The following is a 16,697-nucleotide window of genomic DNA, read 5'->3' as shown; positions in this document are numbered from 1 at the left end:
GGGCAGTGGACTGGCGGCTAGTTTAACGCGGCCAGCGCCGCCCCATCGTCGTAGCCGGGCCGAGCCGTTGGCAATGCCGGTGGTCCGGATCGTGGCCGTGCCGCTGCCAGCCGCCCATTCCGGCTTTCGCCGATGCGGTGGGCCATTGACGCGCGGCGCGATACCGGCGAAGCACCTGAGGCACGCGATGGTCACCTTGGCATTGCCGCACAAGGGCGGCGAGGCGTGCAACGGTGACGTGCACGCTGCCGGCAGCAGCGCGAAGCAGCTGACCTATGTCACCAGCGACGGTATGGCGAGATGCCGCCGTCGTACGCGCTGCTTGCCGACGATGAGCTTGGCCTATCGCCAGGCCTTGATTGAGATGGCCGATGCGGTGGATTGCAACGCCCGCATAGTTCACTGCTTTTTTGCGACCAATCGCGCCGTTGGCGCCGAACCCTGCGCCCAGTTTGCCGGACCTCGGCAGTGAATACGTATGCACAACACCAATGCTGCGCCGCGATGCGCGCTTAGCATCACCGCGCGCTGCACACCGTGCGCGCGCTTTCCGGAACAGGGGCCGGAAGCCTTGATGCGGGCATCGCGCAGTGCGCGTCGGCCTGCGCTTACCACTGGAGATCGATCCAATGCGCAACACGCCTGCTCATGCTCCACCTTCACTGATACAACGCAGTGTCCGTCTCTTGCTGACTGCATTGGTCCTGCTGGTGACCACCGCCAATGCGCAGGCCGATGTCATCCTGCACGCCTTCAACTGGCCGTATGCCACCGTCGAAGCCCGCGCCAAGCAGATTGCCGATGCCGGCTATCGCAAGGTATTGGTCGCCCCCGCGTACCGCTCCGAAGGAAGTGCCTGGTGGGCGCGCTATCAACCCCAGGACATCCGCCTGATCGACAATCCGCTCGGCGACACCGCTGCATTCAAGAAGATGGTCCAGGCGCTGGCCAGCAACGGCGTGGAAACCTATGCCGACATCGTGTTCAACCACATGGCCAACGAAGCGGCCACGCGCGCGGACCTCAATTACCCAGGCAGTGCGGTCCTGTCGCAGTACGCCGCAAACCCCGGCCGTTACGATTCGCTGCGCTTGTTCGGCACGCTGCAGTCAAACTTCCTCAGCACCAGCGATTTCGGCCCGGGGCAGTGCATCAGCAACTACAACGACGCTTACCAGGTGCGCAATTACCGCATCTGCGGCGGCGGCAGCGATCCAGGCCTGCCGGATTTGCTGGGCAACGACTGGGTGGTGCAGCAGCAACGCGCCTATCTGCAGGCGCTCAAGAGCATCGGCGTGACCGGCTTCCGGGTGGATGCGGCCAATCACATGACGTTCGACCATCTCAATCGCGTCTTCGATGCCGGCATCCGATCGGGTGTGTATGTCTTCGGCGAAGTGATCACCGGCGGCGGTACGGGCAATGGCGATTACGACCAGTTCCTGGCGCCGTACCTGCAATCCACCCCGCATGCGGCCTACGACTTTCCGCTGTTCAATGCGGTGCGCAACGCGTTCGCCATTGGCGCCAGCATGCAGCAGCTGGTGGATCCAGCCGCGTCCGGACAGGCATTGCCGGGCAATCGCGCCGTGACCTTTGCAGTGACCCACGACATTCCCAACAACGCCGGATTCCGCTATGCGATTCTCGACCCGGTAGATGAAACGCTGGCCTACGCGTACCTGATCGGTCGCAACGGCGGAATGCCGATGCTTTATACCGACAACAACGAAAGTGGCGACAACCGCTGGGTCAACGCCTATCTACGCGACGACCTGCGCCGCATGATCGGCTTCCATAATGGCGTGCAGGGCACCGACATGCAGGTCTTGTCGTCCAGCTCCTGCCACATCCTGTTCCGTCGCGGCAGCCTGGGCATCGTGGGCATCAACAAGTGCGGCAACCCGGTCACCACCACGGTGGGAATGAACAACAGCGTGTTGTACTGGAATGCCGATTACGTGGATGCCTTGGGCTCGGGCAACGTAGTGCGCATTTCCAGTAGTTCCTACACCTTTACGCTGCCGGCGCGTGGCGCGCGCATGTGGCGCCGCTGAGCGGCCACCACAAGATGGCGATGACACGACGTTGCAGTGTTCTCGTCGCTTGAAACGGTGACTGCGACGTGCCTTGCGACTTCGCACGACGATGCTGCAACACGATCAAGACCAGGCACCCGACGCGAACCGGCGTCGGGGCTTCGTTGTTCCTACGAGCTCGCGTCGATCGACTGCGCCAGGATGCCGTTGGGTGCAGCGCACATACGCGCTCGCATCGATGGACCGCTCCACGCGTTGCAGCCGGCGCGTTTCGTGCGGCACCACGCACTGCGGTGGGCGAACGAGGCTGGCAGCGGCGCACGACTTGTGCGCGCCGAACCCAACTTCTGCAGATGGCGTACGGCCGCAGGACTGCTGGCGTTGACTGGCGTTGACCAGCGGTGTTCACCGTTGGGCAAGCGGATTGACCGACCTACCAGGCGAACGGTGCGGTGACCTGGCGTGCGCCGAGCATGAACGCATCTGCCACGTGCACGAATGGTGCAATATCCACTTCCGATTGGCCCGCGCGCACCAGCTGCACGAAGCGCCCATACAAGCCGTCGTATTCGCTGGACGCAGGCAGCGCCTGCAGTTGCCCCTCGATGCGCAACGTGGCTCCGCCTTCGCTGAGCATGAGCATGCCCGCGGTGGTTTCCACTTCGATATCCCAGCGCTGGTGCCCGGTCTGCAGGAAATCGAATTCTGCCGTTACCGGGAGTCCTGCGGTGTCGACGAACGCGAGCCTGGCATACAGCGGCGCCTGACGGTTCTCCGGAGTGTGCAGTTCGGCATCGCGCAGCGCCAAGCTGCGCGGCAGCAGATGGGTCGCGATGGAGAGCGCATTGATGCCGGGGTCGAACACACCCATGCCGCCGGGTTCCAGAATCCAGTCCTGGCCCGGATGCCAGTGGCGAATGTCTTCCTTCCAGGTGATGTGCGCCCGCACGAGTTGCTTGTCGGCCAGCCATGCACGGGCAGGCTCGACACCGGCGGCGCAGCGCGAATGCCAGCTGGTGAACACGGTGCGTTGTGCACGCTGCGCCACGTCTTGCAGATCATGAATTTCGGCGAGCGTGGCGGCCGGCGGTTTTTCCAGAAACACGTGGCGGCCGGCCATCAACGCGGCCTGCGCCAATGCGTGCCGTCCGACCGGTGGTGTGCACAAGGCCACCGCCTCGATCTGCGGCTGGGCGGCAAATGCGTCTTCCAGGGTGTGATAGGCGGGCACACCGTCGACCGTGCCATGCCGGCTCACGGTGGCCACCAGCTGCACATCGTCGCGCGCCGCGATGGTCGGCACGTGCTGGTCGCGGGCGATCTTGCCGATCCCGACAAGGGCAATACGCAATGCGTCTGGATGCTTCATCGAAACCTTCGTGCTGGTAGGAGGTGGCAAGCGGCGCAAGCACCTGCTCACGCACACGGCTTGGGCAACGCTGCAGGGGCGCGATGCGGGGAGCCCACGCGACGGCGCAGTGTAAGGTCAGGGCGCGACCCACCGCGAGACATCGCTCCTGCTTGTTTTGCTATACCTGCGCTGGTCGTTGCGTACGGGCCGGCCTGCTTGCACCACCAATGGCGTGGAGGGCTGCAGGCGCACTGGGCACGGCAGCGACGCGTGGCGCCACTGACCACCACGCCACCGACACGCCATTGACGCTGGCCCGCATGCAGACCAGCATCGCCACGGCACGCCGCTGTGCCGTCACCCTTGCAGGCTGCACCGATGTTGCATCACGTTTCGCTGGGCGTTCGCGCAATCGACGCCTCGGCAACCTTTTACGACGCGGCGCTGGGCGCGCTTGGCTATGTGCGGGTGTGGTCGGATCTGGAGCCGGGCACGCGCGACCAGGCGGTCGGCTACGGCAGGCCCGGCTGCGAAGACTGCCTGGCGTTGAAGCAACGTCAGGCCGCACGGTGCGCTCCGGGGGCCGGCTTCCACCTGGCATTTTCGTCCACCGATGCGTCAGCGGTGGACGCCTTCCATCGCGCTGCGCTACAGCACGGCGGCCGCTGCAATGGCGCGCCAGGCTTGCGACCGGACTACGGCGACGATTATTACGCCGCGTTCGTCATCGACCCCGACGGGCACCACATCGAAGCGGTGGTCGCCCGCAAGCCGCCACGCTAGGCGTCAGCATCGTTACCCAAGACCGGAATGGCGGTGGTTGGAGTCCCGCACGCGCGGCACGCTCACCGCGCAGTGAAGGTCATGGCGATGCCTGCGTCAGGAACCGGTCGAAGTCGCCGATGTTCATGCTGCCCCAGCCCGACGCGAAGTCCCAACCGTAGCTCGCGTTGTATCCATCGCGATACAGGCCATTGCTGCCGACCACGACGTCATGGGCGCGCTGCGCATCGTGGCGCTGGCTCGCATACTGATAGATCTGCGGCGCGACGAAGCCCAAATTGGGATGCGACTGCAACAGCCGGGCGATATAGCCGGCGAAGGTCGGGGTAGCGGCACTGGTACCCCACACATACCAGGCAGCCTCGTTACCCTGCGCATCGGTGCCGCGGATCTGCGCACTGCTGTAGAACGAGCCGTTGAAGCTGACATCGGGTACCGCGCGGTAGCCGGAGGCCGTCTGCCCCGGCAGCAGGGTGCGCTGCCACTGCGGTGCATAGGCAATCTTGCTGACGCCGCCCTGGCTGAGTTGGCGGCCGACACCGGCATTCCAGACGCGCTCGGAGGCGTAGCTGCCGGGATTGCCGCCCTGGGTCAGCAACTCGGTGGCGCCCACCGCAATCGCGTAGCGGTGCGACGCCGGCCAACCGACCTGGCGCAGGTCCGGGCGCCCCGCCAGCGTATCGTAATAAGGCGCGTTGGCGCGTGCGCTCAGCGGCAGGTAGACGCCGTCGTCGCCGCTGCAGATCACGAAATTCTGCCCCTGGCGCACCGCCTTGGTCAGGCTGGCGTCCATGGCCTGGAAGACCGCGTCGTTGACCTGGATTTCCTGCCCGTAGATCGACATGCTGACCACGCGGGCCAGGTTGTCGTCGGCCGCGCGTGCCATACCATCAATGATGCTCTTCCAGGAAAAATCCGGGATGTTGTAGATGACCAGGCGTTTCAACCCGCCGGCGCTACCGACCAGCAACTGGGTATCCATGTCCCACTCGACTTCGGAATCCTTGCTGGCAGCATTGGACTGATAACCCGGTGCACCGGGGTCGCCCACCATCACTACCGCGACCGGGGTGTGCAGGCCGTGCAGTGCCTGGAAGCTCTGCAGCCGCGCGAGGGTATTTTCCAGATTGCCGGCGGCAATGACCGCGCCGACGATATCGCTGGCCGGTGCCAGCGTATCGGCGCCGTAGGCGCTATTGAGCTCTTCGATGCTGTGGCGCACGACTTCTGCGCCGCTGCTCTTGGCGGCCACCACGGCGCTGCTGTTCAACAACGATGTGCGCGCGGCGGCTAGCGGCGCCCCGTGCGGCGCGACTTTTGCGCCGGCGGTACCGTCCAGGCCAACCACGCCTTGCACCACGGCCTGCAAGCCGGCCGGCACTGCGACCGCGCCCTGCGCGGCGGCAACGCCGACGCGGCCATCGGCACTCACTACACGCAGCGGGGTGCCAAGGGCGGCCTGCAACGCCGCCGCTGTTGCACGGACTTGCAGCAAGCGTCCATCGGTGGCCTGGCGCACATCGGTGATGCCATACCGGCTCAGATAGGCCTTGACCTGCGCGATCGCGCTGGTGGAAGCAGCCGATGCGCGGGCCAGTTGACCGCGCAATAGCGGATCGCCGCCATCGCGCATCAACCACTGCTCCACCGCAGCATGTTGCTGGCGCATGGCCACCTGCGGCTTGAGCACCAATCCCACCTGCAGGATGCGTTGCGGCGCCAGCGCGCCACCGACGCCAAGTTGCGCAGGTGCCTGTTCGGCTGCCTGCGCGATACCGGTCATACCCAGGGCGACGGCGCAGGCCAGGACGGCCTGAGAGAAAGAGCGCGTCATCATTCGTTTGCCGCCATTGATCGTGAGTTAACAGGCTGCGGATTCTCACGAGGCGGCAGTGGTTTCAGACGCAACAGTGCGAACTCTGTGTGCGTGAAACGATGCGGCCGCGAACTGACACGCGAATCTCGTGCCGAGCGCCCTGTCCGATTGCGCGCCAGGGCGCGGCCGCGGCTTGTCGATCGCCGGGCGCACGGCGCCTGCAGCCGCTGGCGCCGATCCTGGCGATGCCAGTGGCTGCGTCCTACATCTCCAGCACCACCTTACCCAGGTGACTGCCCTGCTCCAGGTAACGATGTGCCGCAGCCGCTTCGCTCAGCGGGAAGCGCTTGTCGAGCAACACGCGCAGCTTGCCCTGTTCGATCCAGGGCCACACCACGCGTTCCACTTCTGCGGCCAACCGGGCTTTCTCATCGGCATGGCGCGGGCGCAGCGTCGAGCCGGTAATGACCGCCTGCTTGCGCATCAGCACCGGAATCGGCACCTCGATGGTGGCGCCGGCCTGCGAGGCGATGTAGACGATGCGTCCGCGCGGGTTCAGCGCTTCCAGGGTGTCGGCGAACACCGCAGCGCCCACCATGTCGAGCGCAACGTCCACGCCGCCGTGCGCCTTGGCCACCTCGACAAACGACGCAGTGGTGGAATCGATCGCCACATCGGCGCCCAACTCGCGCGCCTGTGCCGCCTTGCTGGCCGAGCGCGCGGTGGCCAGCACGTGTGCGCGCCCGCCGCCTTGGCCATCTGGATCGCCGTGACGCCGATGCCCGAGGTCGCACCATGCAATAGCAGCCATTGGCCTGCCGCGAGCCGACCGTGTTCGAACAGATTGGCGTAGGCAGTGAAGATGGTTTCCGGCAACGCCGCCGCGTGCACCAGATCCATGCCGGCGGGGATCGGCAGGACGTGACGCGCATCGACGGCGGCGTATTGCGCGTAGCCGCCGCCACCCAGCAGTGCGCACACGCGGTCGCCTACTTTCCAGCGACCGGCCGGTTCGACGATCTCGCCAGCGATTTCCAGTCCCAGCGTCTCCGGTGCGCCAGGCGGCGGCGGATAGTGCCCGGCGCGTTGCAGCAGATCGGGGCGATTGATGCCGGCGGCATGCACGCGGACCAGCACCTGCCCTGGCGCAGGACGCGGGCGCGGTTGCTCGGTGGCGTACAGCGCGTCGGCGTCGCCCTTGCCGTCGCGGATGGCGATGGCGGTCATCGTGGTATCGCTCATGAAGGCGCTCCATGGAAAGTGCGCCCAGTGTAGGCGGGCAGACGTCAACGCCTGGCGCAGATGCACCCCACGGTTTCCAGCAGGCATTGCCGCAGCGGCGGCAAGCGAGCGAGCGATGGTGTGTCTTCGATGACGTCGTGGTGCTCCGTCGTGTTCGAAGGGACAGTGCGCACTGGACAAGCGGTCATCGTCGACAGCATCGCAAGGATGCACGCCCACAATCGGGCGGCTGCAGCCAGGCCATGCACTCGCAATGCAGATGCCGTCTACCTTGTCTTCGTCGAATCGACAGCCGCCAACGCCACATCGCACGCAGTGGTTGGCCGGGTTTCGACGACAGGCCTGAGAAAGGTAACCGCCATGCGGCAACATCGCTCAGCAGCGTGGCGCCATCCACCTTGGGTTGCGCGGCCAATGCAGGCACAAGGTCGTCGACGCTGTGCGCCAACGCGCCCTTAGCCGATGCCAGGATTCGGCGCCAAGCCCACCGCCTCTTCTTGCGTGTCGCATTGCGACCAAATGGCGCGAAATGCTTGCGCTCACCGAATGCGCCGCAGGTTCAAGCACACAAGCGGCGCGCGATTGCAGCCACGATGCCCCAGAACCGGATGCGATTGCCCGCAAGCAACCCCAACCAGGCAGATGCTGCGCGGCCGCCCGCACTTCGGTGTCCCGGCCTATGCTGGTGTCTTGCTGACCACCAGGAGTCGCCATGCAACTGCCATGGAACGCGCGCGTCATCGCCCTCTACATGCTTGCACTATCCGCGAGCACGCAGGTAAGCGCGGCGCAGGTGCGCATTGCGCAGGAAGCACACGGCTACCGCTTGTTGGTGGATGGCGCTCCCTTCGTGATCAAGGGTGCCGGCCTGGGCAATGGCAGCATGGAAACGCTGGCCGCACGCGGGGGCAATGCATTGCGCACCTGGCGCGTGGATCCAGACGCCCAACGCCAGCGCGCCCTGCTCGATCGCGCACAACGCAACGGCCTGAAAGTGGCGGTCGGCATCGAGCTCGGCAACCAGCGACATGGCTTCGATTACGACGATGCAGCGGCGGTAAAACAGCAACTGCAGCGCGTCCTCGCGCAGGTACGGCAATCGGCGGCGCATCCGGCGGTGCTGATGTGGGTGGTCGGTAACGAACTCAATCTGGATTACACCAATCCCAAGGTCTGGAACGCGGTCGGCGAGATCGCCGAGGCGATCCATGCCATCGACCCGGATCATCCGGTCACCACCACGCTGGCCGGTTTCGACAAGCAACTGATCGACCAACTCAAGACGCGCGCCCCGGCACTGGACCTGATCGCCGTGCAGCTTTACGGCGATATCGCAGCGCTGCCGCAGAAGCTGCACGAGAGCGGGTGGCGCGGCCCTTACGTGGTCACCGAGTGGGGCCCCACCGGGCATTGGGAATCGCCGACCACTCGCTGGGGCGCACCGATCGAGGACGACAGCACGCGCAAGGCGCTATTGCTGGAACAGCGCTACCGCAGCTACATCGCCAGCGACACCCGCCAGGGGCTGGGCTCGTTCGTGTTCCTGTGGGGCGACAAGCAGGAGCGCACGCCCACCTAGTATGGCTTGTTCCTGCCGTCGGGCGAGGCCACGCCCAGCGTGGACACATTGCAACTGCTGTGGACCGGCCGGTGGCCGGCCAGCCGTGCGCCGGCGGTGTCGGCACTCACGCTGGCTGGCCAACGCGCTACCGACAGCGTGCGCCTTCGCCCGGGCCAGACCGTGATCGCAAGCATTCGTGCCAGCGGCGCATCCGTACTTCGCTACGACTGGCATGTGCGCACCGAAAGCACCGCGCGCAGCATCGGTGGCGATCCCGAGACGCTGCCACCGCTGGTCGATGCCGCCATTGCGCCAAACCGCGTGGCCGGTGATCGCAGCGGCGCACGCGGTACGGCCGAGGAGGTGCGTTTGATCGCGCCAGCGCCGGGCAACTACCGTTTGTTTGTGGAAGTGCGCGATAACGCCGGCCGCGCCGGCTATGCCAACCTGCCGTTCCGCGTGCTGCCGCCCTCGCCCGCCCCGCGAAAAGGCGCGTCGGAACCGTCGCAGCAAGATATGCATTCATCGCGATGAAGCGATATTATCTCCAGACGATCCGCCGGAACCGCCGCGATGACGCATCTCAGTTTCGAGTTCTATCCGCCCAAGACCGATGATCAGCGCGCGCAACTGGACCGCACCGCAGCCAGGTTGAAGGGCTACGCGCCGGAGTACGTGTCGTGCACCTTCGGCGCCGGCGGCTCCACGCTCAGCTACACCTCCGAAACGGTGCGCCACCTCAAGCAGAAGCATGGCTTCGAAGCGGCGCCGCATCTGTCCTGCGTCGGCGGCAGCCGGCAGGAGATCCGCGAGCTGCTCAAGCTGTATCGCGCCATCGGCTGCACCCGCATCGTCGCGCTGCGTGGCGACCTGCCCTCGGGCATGGGCCATCCCGGCGACCTGCGTTACGCCTCGGACCTGATCGCCTTCATCCGCGCCGAACACGGCGATGCGTTCCGGATCGAGGTCGGCGCCTATCCGGAAACCCATCCGCAGGCGGCCGACGCGCTCAGCGACCTGCGCTATTTCAAGGCCAAGGTCGATGCCGGCGCCGATGCGGCCATCACCCAGTATTTCTACAACGCCGATGCCTACTTTCATTTCCGCGACGCAGTGCAGCGGATGGGCGTGGAGATACCGATCATTCCCGGCATCATGCCGATCTCCAATTTCTCGCAGCTGCGGCGGTTTTCCGAGCAGTGCGGCGCAGAGATTCCACGCTGGATCGGCAAGAAGATGCAGTCCTACGGCGACGACGCCGACGCGGTGCGCGCCTTCGGCGCAGAGGTCGTGGCGGCCTTGTGCGAGCGCCTGATCGCAGGCGGCGCGCCGGCATTGCATTTCTACACCCTCAATCTGGCCAAGCCGACCACGCAGGTGTTGCAGCTGCTCGGACGCTGAGCACCTGCTTCGCATTCCAGTCCTCGCCCTCGCACACCCGCGCGCATGCATGTCGCCAGCTCACACGCGCCCGGCTACGCTGCGCCGATGCATCGCCTTCTGCCCCTGGTGTTCTCGCTCTGCGCCTGTCCCGCCGCGCGCGTGCAGGCGCAGGAAATCCATCGCTGCGTCGCGCCGGACGGGCAAACCCTGTTCACCGACCGGCGCTGCGAAGACGTCGGCGCGGCCAGCCGCGCACCGCCTGCCATCCGCCCGCAGGGCAGTACCGGCCTGTATCGCTACGGCTGCCCGCGGCGGCTGAGCGAACTGGTGTCGTTGCTGCAACTGGCGGTCGACAGCCGCGACGTCAACCGCCTGTCCAGCCTGTATCTATGGAGCGGACAATCCGATGCCGCCGCCAATCAGGTGCTGAGCCGCCTGGAAGCCATCGTGCAGCGCCCATTGCTGGACATCGTGCCGATGTATCCGCAAAGCGACACCCCGACCTGGGACGCCGACACCACCACGCCCACACCGTCGCTGGATGGCAGCGCCATCGACGCGCCGCTCCCTACTCCGCCCAGCCGCCCGCGCCCCTGGGGACTGCGGCTGGAACAGAACCTCGCCAGCGGCACGCCGGCGCGCAGCGTGCTGCGGCTACGCCGGCAATACAACTGCTTCTGGGTGACGTTCTAGCGGCGTCTGCGTGGCATCGGGGCTGCGCGCGCAACCACCGCTGGATCGCTGTACGCCGCGGCAGGTAGCGAGGGCATTGCGCTGGCGGTTCGGCGGTCAGACGCTGCGGTGCACTCATTGCGGCCAGAGCGCGCGGATCGCCGCGATGCCCTGGCCGCCATGCGAGCGCGCCTTCCGCACATCTTCGATCTGCATGCCGCCGAGCGCGTAGATCGGCAGCGAGACCTGTTCGCGCAAGGTCTCGAAACCGTCCCAGCCGATGGGTGTGGCGCCCGGATGCGATGCGGTCGCCTGCACCGGGCCCAGCACCGCGAAGTCGCAGCCGATCCGTTGGGCGTGGCGCAAGTCGTCCAAGCCATGACATGACGCAGCCACGAGTTGCTCTGCGGGCAGCGGGCGTTCCTGCAAACCGGCCAGCTGCTCCGATCCCAGATGCACGCCGATACCAAGATCCGCGGCCTGGGCGATATCGCGATTGAGCAACAGTTGCGCACGCGCGCGGCCACGCAAGCGCATCGCCTGCTGCAACAGCGCCTGCCAACGCGCAGGCGCAAGCTGCCGCGCACGTAGCTGGATCCGCGTGATCCCGTTGTGCAATGCGAGCTCCAGGCCCTCCAGCCAGCGCGCGTCGTCCTCCGGTTCGGGCGTGATCAGGTAACGGTCGGGCTGACGTAGCGCGCCCACCACCGGCACGTCGGCCGGCGGCATCGAATAACGCGCCAGCTTGTCTGCCGCCACCCAGGTCATGGCCTGCCCTTCGCGGCCGCGCGGGCTGCCTTTCCAGCTCGTGATATGACGCACTTCCAGGCGCAGCCGCTTGTCCGGATAGAGCTGCGGCACATCCATCACCCAATCGCCCACCTGCGCCTCGATGCCGAGCTCTTCGTTGAGCTCGCGCACCAGCGCTTGTTCGGAGGTCTCGCCAGGCTCGCGCTTGCCGCCCGGAAATTCCCACAGGCCAGGCATGTCGCGAGTTTCGGTGCGGCGGGTGAGCAGGATGCGCCCGCGTGGGTCGGTGATCACGCCGGCAACGACGTGAATGGATCGAAGAGAATCAGGCATGGCTGCAAGAGTGCCGCGAGTGGGCCGTTCGGCGCAATGAGGCCGGGACGCGGGATTCGGGATTGGCTAACGCAGGCGTTGCACAGGTATCGCCAATACCAATGCCGAATCCCAAAGTCCTAATCTCCGCCTCAGCGGCGAACCAACGCCGCACTTACCGCCCAACTCCCCGACTAGCAAAAAACTATCGCCGTATTCCGAAAGCAAAGCCCCCTTGGTAAGGGGGGCGCGCCGAAGGCGCAGGGGATCGGAAGCAGCACCGTGAGCCCGCTATCCGCAACGCGGATAGCGGGTGAGCAGCCCGCAAAGCGGGCTGCTCCACGGTCAACTCAGCATCAGCTGAGTTGACCGTGGCAGTGCTTGTACTTCTTGCCGCTGCCGCAGGGGCATGGGTCGTTGCGGCCCACCTTGGGTTCGTCGCGAGTGACCTGCGAGACCGGGACCGGCGCGTTGCCGCCCTGCATCTGCTCCACTTCCTCGTCGGCACCGTAGCCGCCCGCCTCCTGGTGCTGGAATTGCGAGGCCATCAAGCGCGCCTGCGCCTGCAGCCGTTCCTGCTCTTCCAGTTCGGCCACTTCTTCTTCGCTGCGAATGCGCACGCGCGCCAGCAAATTGATCACCTCGCGCTGGACGTTCTCCAGCATCTCGGAGAACAGCTCGAAGGCTTCCTTCTTGTATTCCTGCTTGGGCTGCTTCTGCGCATAACCGCGCAGATAGATGCCCTGGCGCAGGTAATCCATCTTGGCAAGATGCTCCTTCCAGCCCTGGTCCAGCACGGTCAGCATCACGTGCTTTTCCAGCGCGCGCATGGTGTCCGCGCCGATGGCGGCCTCCTTCTCGGCGAAGTGCGCATCCACCGCTGTCTGCACCTTGGCAGCGATCTGCTCGGCATCGATTTCTTCCTGCGCGCGCACCATGTCTGTCAGCGACAAGGTCATGCCCAGCTCCGACTCCAGCGTGGCCTCCAGGCCCTTCAGGTCCCACTGTTCGTCGACCGAATTGGGCGGCACGAAGCGTGCGACCAGGTCGTAGATCACATCGCCGCGAATGCCGTCGACATTGTCCTTGACCGACTCGGCGTCCAGCAATTCGTCGCGCTGTGCGTAGATCACCTTGCGCTGGTCGTTGTTGACGTCGTCGAAATCCAGCAGGTTCTTGCGAATGTCGAAATTATGCGCTTCCACCTTGCGCTGCGCCTTTTCGATCTGCCGGCTGACCAGGCGATCTTCAATGACGTCGTCTTCCTTCATGCCCATCATGCGCATCGCCTTCTGGACCCAGTCCGAGGCGAAGATGCGCATCAGATTGTCTTCCAGCGACAGATAGAAGCGCGACGAACCCGGGTCGCCCTGACGACCGGCGCGGCCGCGCAGCTGGTTGTCGATACGCCGCGATTCGTGGCGTTCGGTACCGATGATGTGCAGGCCGCCAGCCGCCTTGACCGCGTCATGACGACGCTGCCAGTCGGTCTTGATCTTGAAGCGCGCGTCTTCGGTGGCGTCTTCGCCGAGGGCGTGATACTCCGATTCCAGCGAACCGCCCAGCACGATATCGGTACCACGACCGGCCATATTGGTGGCGATGGTCACCGCGCCAGGCTGGCCGGCGTTGGCCACGATGGTGGCCTCGCGCTCGTGCTGCTTGGCGTTGAGCACTTCGTGCTTCACCCCGGCCTTGCGCAGATGCTCGGACAGCATCTCCGAGGTCTCGATCGAGGTGGTACCCACCAGCACCGGCTGGCCGCGCTTGGCGCAGTCTTCGATGTCGGCCAGCACCGCATTGAACTTGCCCTTGCGGTTGAGGAACACCTGGTCCGGATGATCCTTACGCACGGTCGGGCGGTTGGTCGGAATCACCACCACTTCCAGGCCGTAGATGCTCTGGAATTCGTAGGCTTCGGTATCGGCCGTACCGGTCATGCCGGACAGCTTCTTGTACATGCGGAACAGGTTCTGGAAGGTGATGCTGGCCAGGGTCTGGTTCTCGCGCTGTACCGGCACGCCTTCCTTCGCTTCGACCGCCTGATGCAGGCCGTCCGACCAGCGACGCCCGGACAGCGTACGGCCGGTGAATTCGTCCACGATCACCACTTCGCCATCGCGCACGATGTAATCCACATCGCGCTGATAGATGGCATGCGCGCGCAGCGCCGCGTTGAGGTGGTGCACCACGCTCAGGTTCTGCGCGGCATACAGCCCGTCTTCGGCGTTTTCCAGGATGCCGGCCTGCAACAGCAACTCTTCGGCGTGGCCCATGCCCGCCTCGGACAGATGCACCTGCTTGCCCTTTTCGTCGATCCAGAAATCGCCTTCGCCTTCTTCGCTTTCCTGCCGGGTCAGCTGCGGCACGATGCGATTGACGCGGATGTACAGCTCCGGCGACTCGTCGGCCGGGCCGGAGATGATCAGCGGGGTGCGTGCTTCGTCGATCAGGATCGAGTCGACCTCGTCGACGATCGCGTAATGCAGGGTGCGCTGGTAACGGTCGGCGCGCGACAGCGCCATGTTGTCGCGCAGGTAATCGAAGCCGAATTCGTTATTGGTGCCGTAGGTGATGTCCGCGCCGTAGGCCTCGCGCTTGTCGCTGTGCGGCATGCCCGGATACACCACGCCCACGCTCAGGCCCAGCCAGTTGTACAGCTTGCCCATCTGCGCAGCGTCGCGGCGCGCCAGGTAGTCGTTGACCGTAACCACATGCACGCCCTCGCCCTGCAGCGCGTTGAGGTACACCGGCAGCGTGGCCACCAGGGTCTTGCCTTCGCCGGTGCGCATCTCGGCGATCTTGCCCAGGTGCAACACCATGCCGCCGATCAGCTGCACATCGTAATGGCGCATGCCCAGCACGCGTCGGCTGGCCTCGCGGCATACCGCGAAGGCTTCGGGAAGAATCTTGTCCAGGGACTCGCCGGCGGCAAGCCGCTGCTTGAACTCCGGAGTCTTGGCTTGCAGCTCGGCGTCGGAGAGCTTCTCGATCGTCGGCTCCAGCGCATTGATCTGGGTGACGAGGCGGTTGAGCTGGCGCAGCTGGCGTTCGTTACGACTGCCAAAGACACGGGTAAGCAGACTGTTGATCATTGAAGAAACCGGTTGAAAAGGAACGGTTTGACCGACGCCGGTCCCCACAGACCCGACCGCCGTAAACGAAACAGGGCGCACTGCGCCCTGTCGATGGCAACACCCTATTGTAGCTTGGGGCGGGCCTTCACGAATCAAGCGCGGCCCGCGCCCTCGTCAACCACGCCCCTGACGTCCCACCGGCGTGGTTTCCCCCAGGAATTTGCGCGGATTGACCACGCGCCCGTCCGCCCACACCTCGAAATGCACGTGTGCACCGGTGGAGCGGCCGCTGGAACCGGCACGGGCGACCTGCTGGCCGGCGCGCACCAGATCGCCCACCTTCACCACCAGGCGCGAGTTGTGCGCGTAGCGGGTCACATAGCCGTTGCCGTGATCCACTTCGACCACGTTGCCGTAACCGCCGCGTACGCCGGCGTAGCTGACCACGCCATCGGCAACCGACAGCACCGGGTCGCCCACGTTGGCATGGAAGTCCACGCCCTTGTGGAAGGCCGAACCGCCGTCGAACGGGTCGGCGCGACCGCCGAAACCGGAGGTGATGTAGGTGTTGCGGATCGGCATCCGCGAGGGCACCGAATTCTGCTCCAGCTGATGATCGAACATCAGCGAGGCCAACACGTTCAATTGCTGGCCCGAGGCGGAGAACTGCTGCTCCACCTGCCCTAGCGTTTCCTTGAAGTCTTGCACCGGCATGTCGCTGACCGGCTCATCGCCGCCACCGACGCCGACCGGCTCGTCGAAGTCGAACTCGCCGTCCTTCAACTTGCCCATTTCGGTGAGGCGCTCGCCCAACGCGTTGAGGCGGGTGGCCTGCGCCTGCAGCTCGCCCAGACGGGCGGCCAGCGCATTGACCTGCGCCTGCGAGGCGCGCTGCGCCTGGGCCAGCTCGACCTGCTGCTGCGCAACCTTGGCCTGCAGCGCCGAATTGGTCACCATGCCCGTGGCGGTGCTTGCACCGACGCCGATCAACATGCCCAGGCCCAGCACCGCGCCAAGCACCACCATCGGTCGATCCGCTGCAAAGTCCTGGAACTGTCGGGCCACACGCTGCGCCCGGGTCTGCCGCGATTTGATTACAACTTTGTTCAACGCCATATGAGTGTCATGTCCAAGCCCAAGTCCAACGCACGCAACCCTTCCACTCCACAACCGGCCATCGAGGCCGCGCTGGGGGAAAAGGCTGGCGACCCCTTGCGCCGAGCCTTGTGGCTCGATGCGCTGGACCGGCAGTTGCGCCCCCTGTTACCACCTCATGTGTCCACCCGTTGCCGGTTGGCCAATGTCCGAGGCGAACAGCTCGTTTTTCTGGTGGATTCGCCGGTCTGGCACGCCAAGGTGCGGCTTGCCGAAACCCAAATCCTGGATGCCGCCCGATCCGTCGGACTGAAGGCCACCGCGGTGACCGTCAAGACCGCAACCGTGCCGCTGCATTCCCCAACGCAGCAGAACCGCGACCGTCCCAAACCTGTATCCGAGGCGACGCACAAAGGCTTGCGCGACGCGTTGGCTTCTCTGCAGGACGTCTTACCGACCAAACGGTGAAGCCTCGCCGCCCATCCGGGGCGGCCGCCAGTGCGTGAAAGAGTTGCGAAGACCGCACATGACCCGACGCATCCTAGCGGGCATGTGGCCCGCAGGAGTTAGAGAAGCCTTAAATAAATGTTAAGAACGGGCCGGAAATACGACCGGG

The 16,697-nt window shown here is 65.4% G+C and carries 11 protein-coding genes and 2 pseudogenes; 7 read left to right on the top strand and 6 right to left on the bottom strand.

Translation table 11 applies throughout. The features are described 5' to 3' along the window. Positions 1-73 precede the first annotated feature (73 nt). Positions 74-472, top strand: coding sequence for a hypothetical protein (locus J7367_RS00960; protein ID WP_176215009.1), 399 nt, complete (start codon positions 74-76; stop codon positions 470-472). 214 nt (positions 473-686) lie between these two features. After that, positions 687-2,057, top strand: coding sequence for an alpha-amylase family protein (locus tag J7367_RS00955; RefSeq protein WP_176215010.1), 1,371 nt, complete (start codon positions 687-689; stop codon positions 2,055-2,057). A gap of 415 nt (positions 2,058-2,472) precedes the next feature. Here J7367_RS00955 and J7367_RS00950 read toward each other — a convergent pair whose 3' ends face one another. Then, positions 2,473-3,408, bottom strand: coding sequence for a Gfo/Idh/MocA family oxidoreductase (locus tag J7367_RS00950; protein ID WP_007968729.1), 936 nt, complete (start codon positions 3,406-3,408; stop codon positions 2,473-2,475). A 360-nt stretch (positions 3,409-3,768) separates the two neighbouring features. On the opposite strand from J7367_RS00950, the gene J7367_RS00945 reads away from it, so the two are divergent. Then, on the top strand, positions 3,769-4,173 hold the full coding sequence (locus tag J7367_RS00945) for a VOC family protein (RefSeq protein ID WP_057660548.1): 405 nt from the start codon (positions 3,769-3,771) through the stop codon (positions 4,171-4,173). A gap of 79 nt (positions 4,174-4,252) precedes the next feature. Here J7367_RS00945 and J7367_RS00940 read toward each other — a convergent pair whose 3' ends face one another. After that, entirely contained in the window at positions 4,253-6,010 is a 1,758-nt protein-coding gene (locus J7367_RS00940; RefSeq protein WP_057660550.1) for a S53 family peptidase, read from the bottom strand. Positions 6,011-6,251: 241 nt separating this feature from the next. Next, positions 6,252-7,231, bottom strand: a pseudogene (locus J7367_RS00935) (NAD(P)H-quinone oxidoreductase). A 712-nt stretch (positions 7,232-7,943) separates the two neighbouring features. Here J7367_RS00935 and J7367_RS00930 point away from each other — a divergent pair. The 3 genes and pseudogenes from J7367_RS00930 (at position 7,944) to J7367_RS00920 (ending at position 10,868) form a co-directional block, all read left to right on the top strand. Then, a pseudogene (locus J7367_RS00930) lies at positions 7,944-9,326 on the top strand (glycoside hydrolase family 2 TIM barrel-domain containing protein). Positions 9,327-9,365: 39 nt separating this feature from the next. Beyond that, positions 9,366-10,193, top strand: coding sequence for a methylenetetrahydrofolate reductase [NAD(P)H] (gene metF, locus J7367_RS00925; protein WP_005910875.1), 828 nt, complete (start codon positions 9,366-9,368; stop codon positions 10,191-10,193). 45 nt (positions 10,194-10,238) lie between these two features. After that, a complete protein-coding gene (locus J7367_RS00920) occupies positions 10,239-10,868 on the top strand; it encodes a hypothetical protein (protein WP_057660554.1) in 630 nt (209 codons plus the stop codon). Positions 10,869-10,982: 114 nt separating this feature from the next. On the opposite strand, the gene J7367_RS00915 is transcribed toward J7367_RS00920, so the two are convergent. The 3 genes from J7367_RS00915 to J7367_RS00905 all read right to left on the bottom strand — a co-directional run bounded on the left by J7367_RS00915 (position 10,983) and on the right by J7367_RS00905 (position 16,102). Next, a complete protein-coding gene (locus J7367_RS00915; RefSeq protein ID WP_007973163.1) occupies positions 10,983-11,930 on the bottom strand; it encodes a Nudix family hydrolase in 948 nt (315 codons plus the stop codon). Positions 11,931-12,265: 335 nt separating this feature from the next. Beyond that, positions 12,266-15,004 (bottom strand): preprotein translocase subunit SecA, encoded by a 2,739-nt coding sequence (gene secA / locus J7367_RS00910; RefSeq protein WP_057660556.1) that lies wholly within the window; start codon positions 15,002-15,004, stop codon positions 12,266-12,268. Between the two features lie 156 nt (positions 15,005-15,160). Beyond that, the gene (locus J7367_RS00905; protein WP_007968721.1) at positions 15,161-16,102 is read right to left on the bottom strand and encodes a M23 family metallopeptidase; all 942 of its coding nucleotides are present in this window, start codon (positions 16,100-16,102) and stop codon (positions 15,161-15,163) included. Here J7367_RS00905 and J7367_RS00900 point away from each other — a divergent pair, their 5' ends adjacent. Continuing rightward, positions 16,103-16,549 (top strand): DUF721 domain-containing protein, encoded by a 447-nt coding sequence (locus tag J7367_RS00900; RefSeq protein ID WP_081027599.1) that lies wholly within the window; start codon positions 16,103-16,105, stop codon positions 16,547-16,549. Positions 16,550-16,697: the final 148 nt, after the last annotated feature.

Source organism: Xanthomonas sp. D-36-1 (assembly GCF_017746155.1).
GTDB lineage: Bacteria > Pseudomonadota > Gammaproteobacteria > Xanthomonadales > Xanthomonadaceae > Xanthomonas > Xanthomonas cissicola.
The sequence above is the reverse complement of the archived record's forward strand: the minus strand, read 5'-3'. Positions and strand labels throughout refer to the sequence as shown.

What these genes read in the sequence shown, in the direction of transcription:
- J7367_RS00900 (WP_081027599.1), top strand. Translation starts at nt 16,103, where the DNA reads ATGAGTGTCATGTCCAAGCCCAAGTCCAACGCACGCAACCCTTCCACT.
- J7367_RS00945 (WP_057660548.1), top strand. Translation starts at nt 3,769, where the DNA reads ATGTTGCATCACGTTTCGCTGGGCGTTCGCGCAATCGACGCCTCGGCA.
- metF (WP_005910875.1), top strand. Translation starts at nt 9,366, where the DNA reads ATGACGCATCTCAGTTTCGAGTTCTATCCGCCCAAGACCGATGATCAG.
- J7367_RS00960 (WP_176215009.1), top strand. Translation starts at nt 74, where the DNA reads ATGCCGGTGGTCCGGATCGTGGCCGTGCCGCTGCCAGCCGCCCATTCC.
- J7367_RS00920 (WP_057660554.1), top strand. Translation starts at nt 10,239, where the DNA reads ATGCATGTCGCCAGCTCACACGCGCCCGGCTACGCTGCGCCGATGCAT.
- J7367_RS00940 (WP_057660550.1), bottom strand. Translation starts at nt 6,010, where the DNA reads ATGATGACGCGCTCTTTCTCTCAGGCCGTCCTGGCCTGCGCCGTCGCC.
- J7367_RS00950 (WP_007968729.1), bottom strand. Translation starts at nt 3,408, where the DNA reads ATGAAGCATCCAGACGCATTGCGTATTGCCCTTGTCGGGATCGGCAAG.
- J7367_RS00915 (WP_007973163.1), bottom strand. Translation starts at nt 11,930, where the DNA reads ATGCCTGATTCTCTTCGATCCATTCACGTCGTTGCCGGCGTGATCACC.
- J7367_RS00905 (WP_007968721.1), bottom strand. Translation starts at nt 16,102, where the DNA reads ATGGCGTTGAACAAAGTTGTAATCAAATCGCGGCAGACCCGGGCGCAG.
- secA (WP_057660556.1), bottom strand. Translation starts at nt 15,004, where the DNA reads ATGATCAACAGTCTGCTTACCCGTGTCTTTGGCAGTCGTAACGAACGC.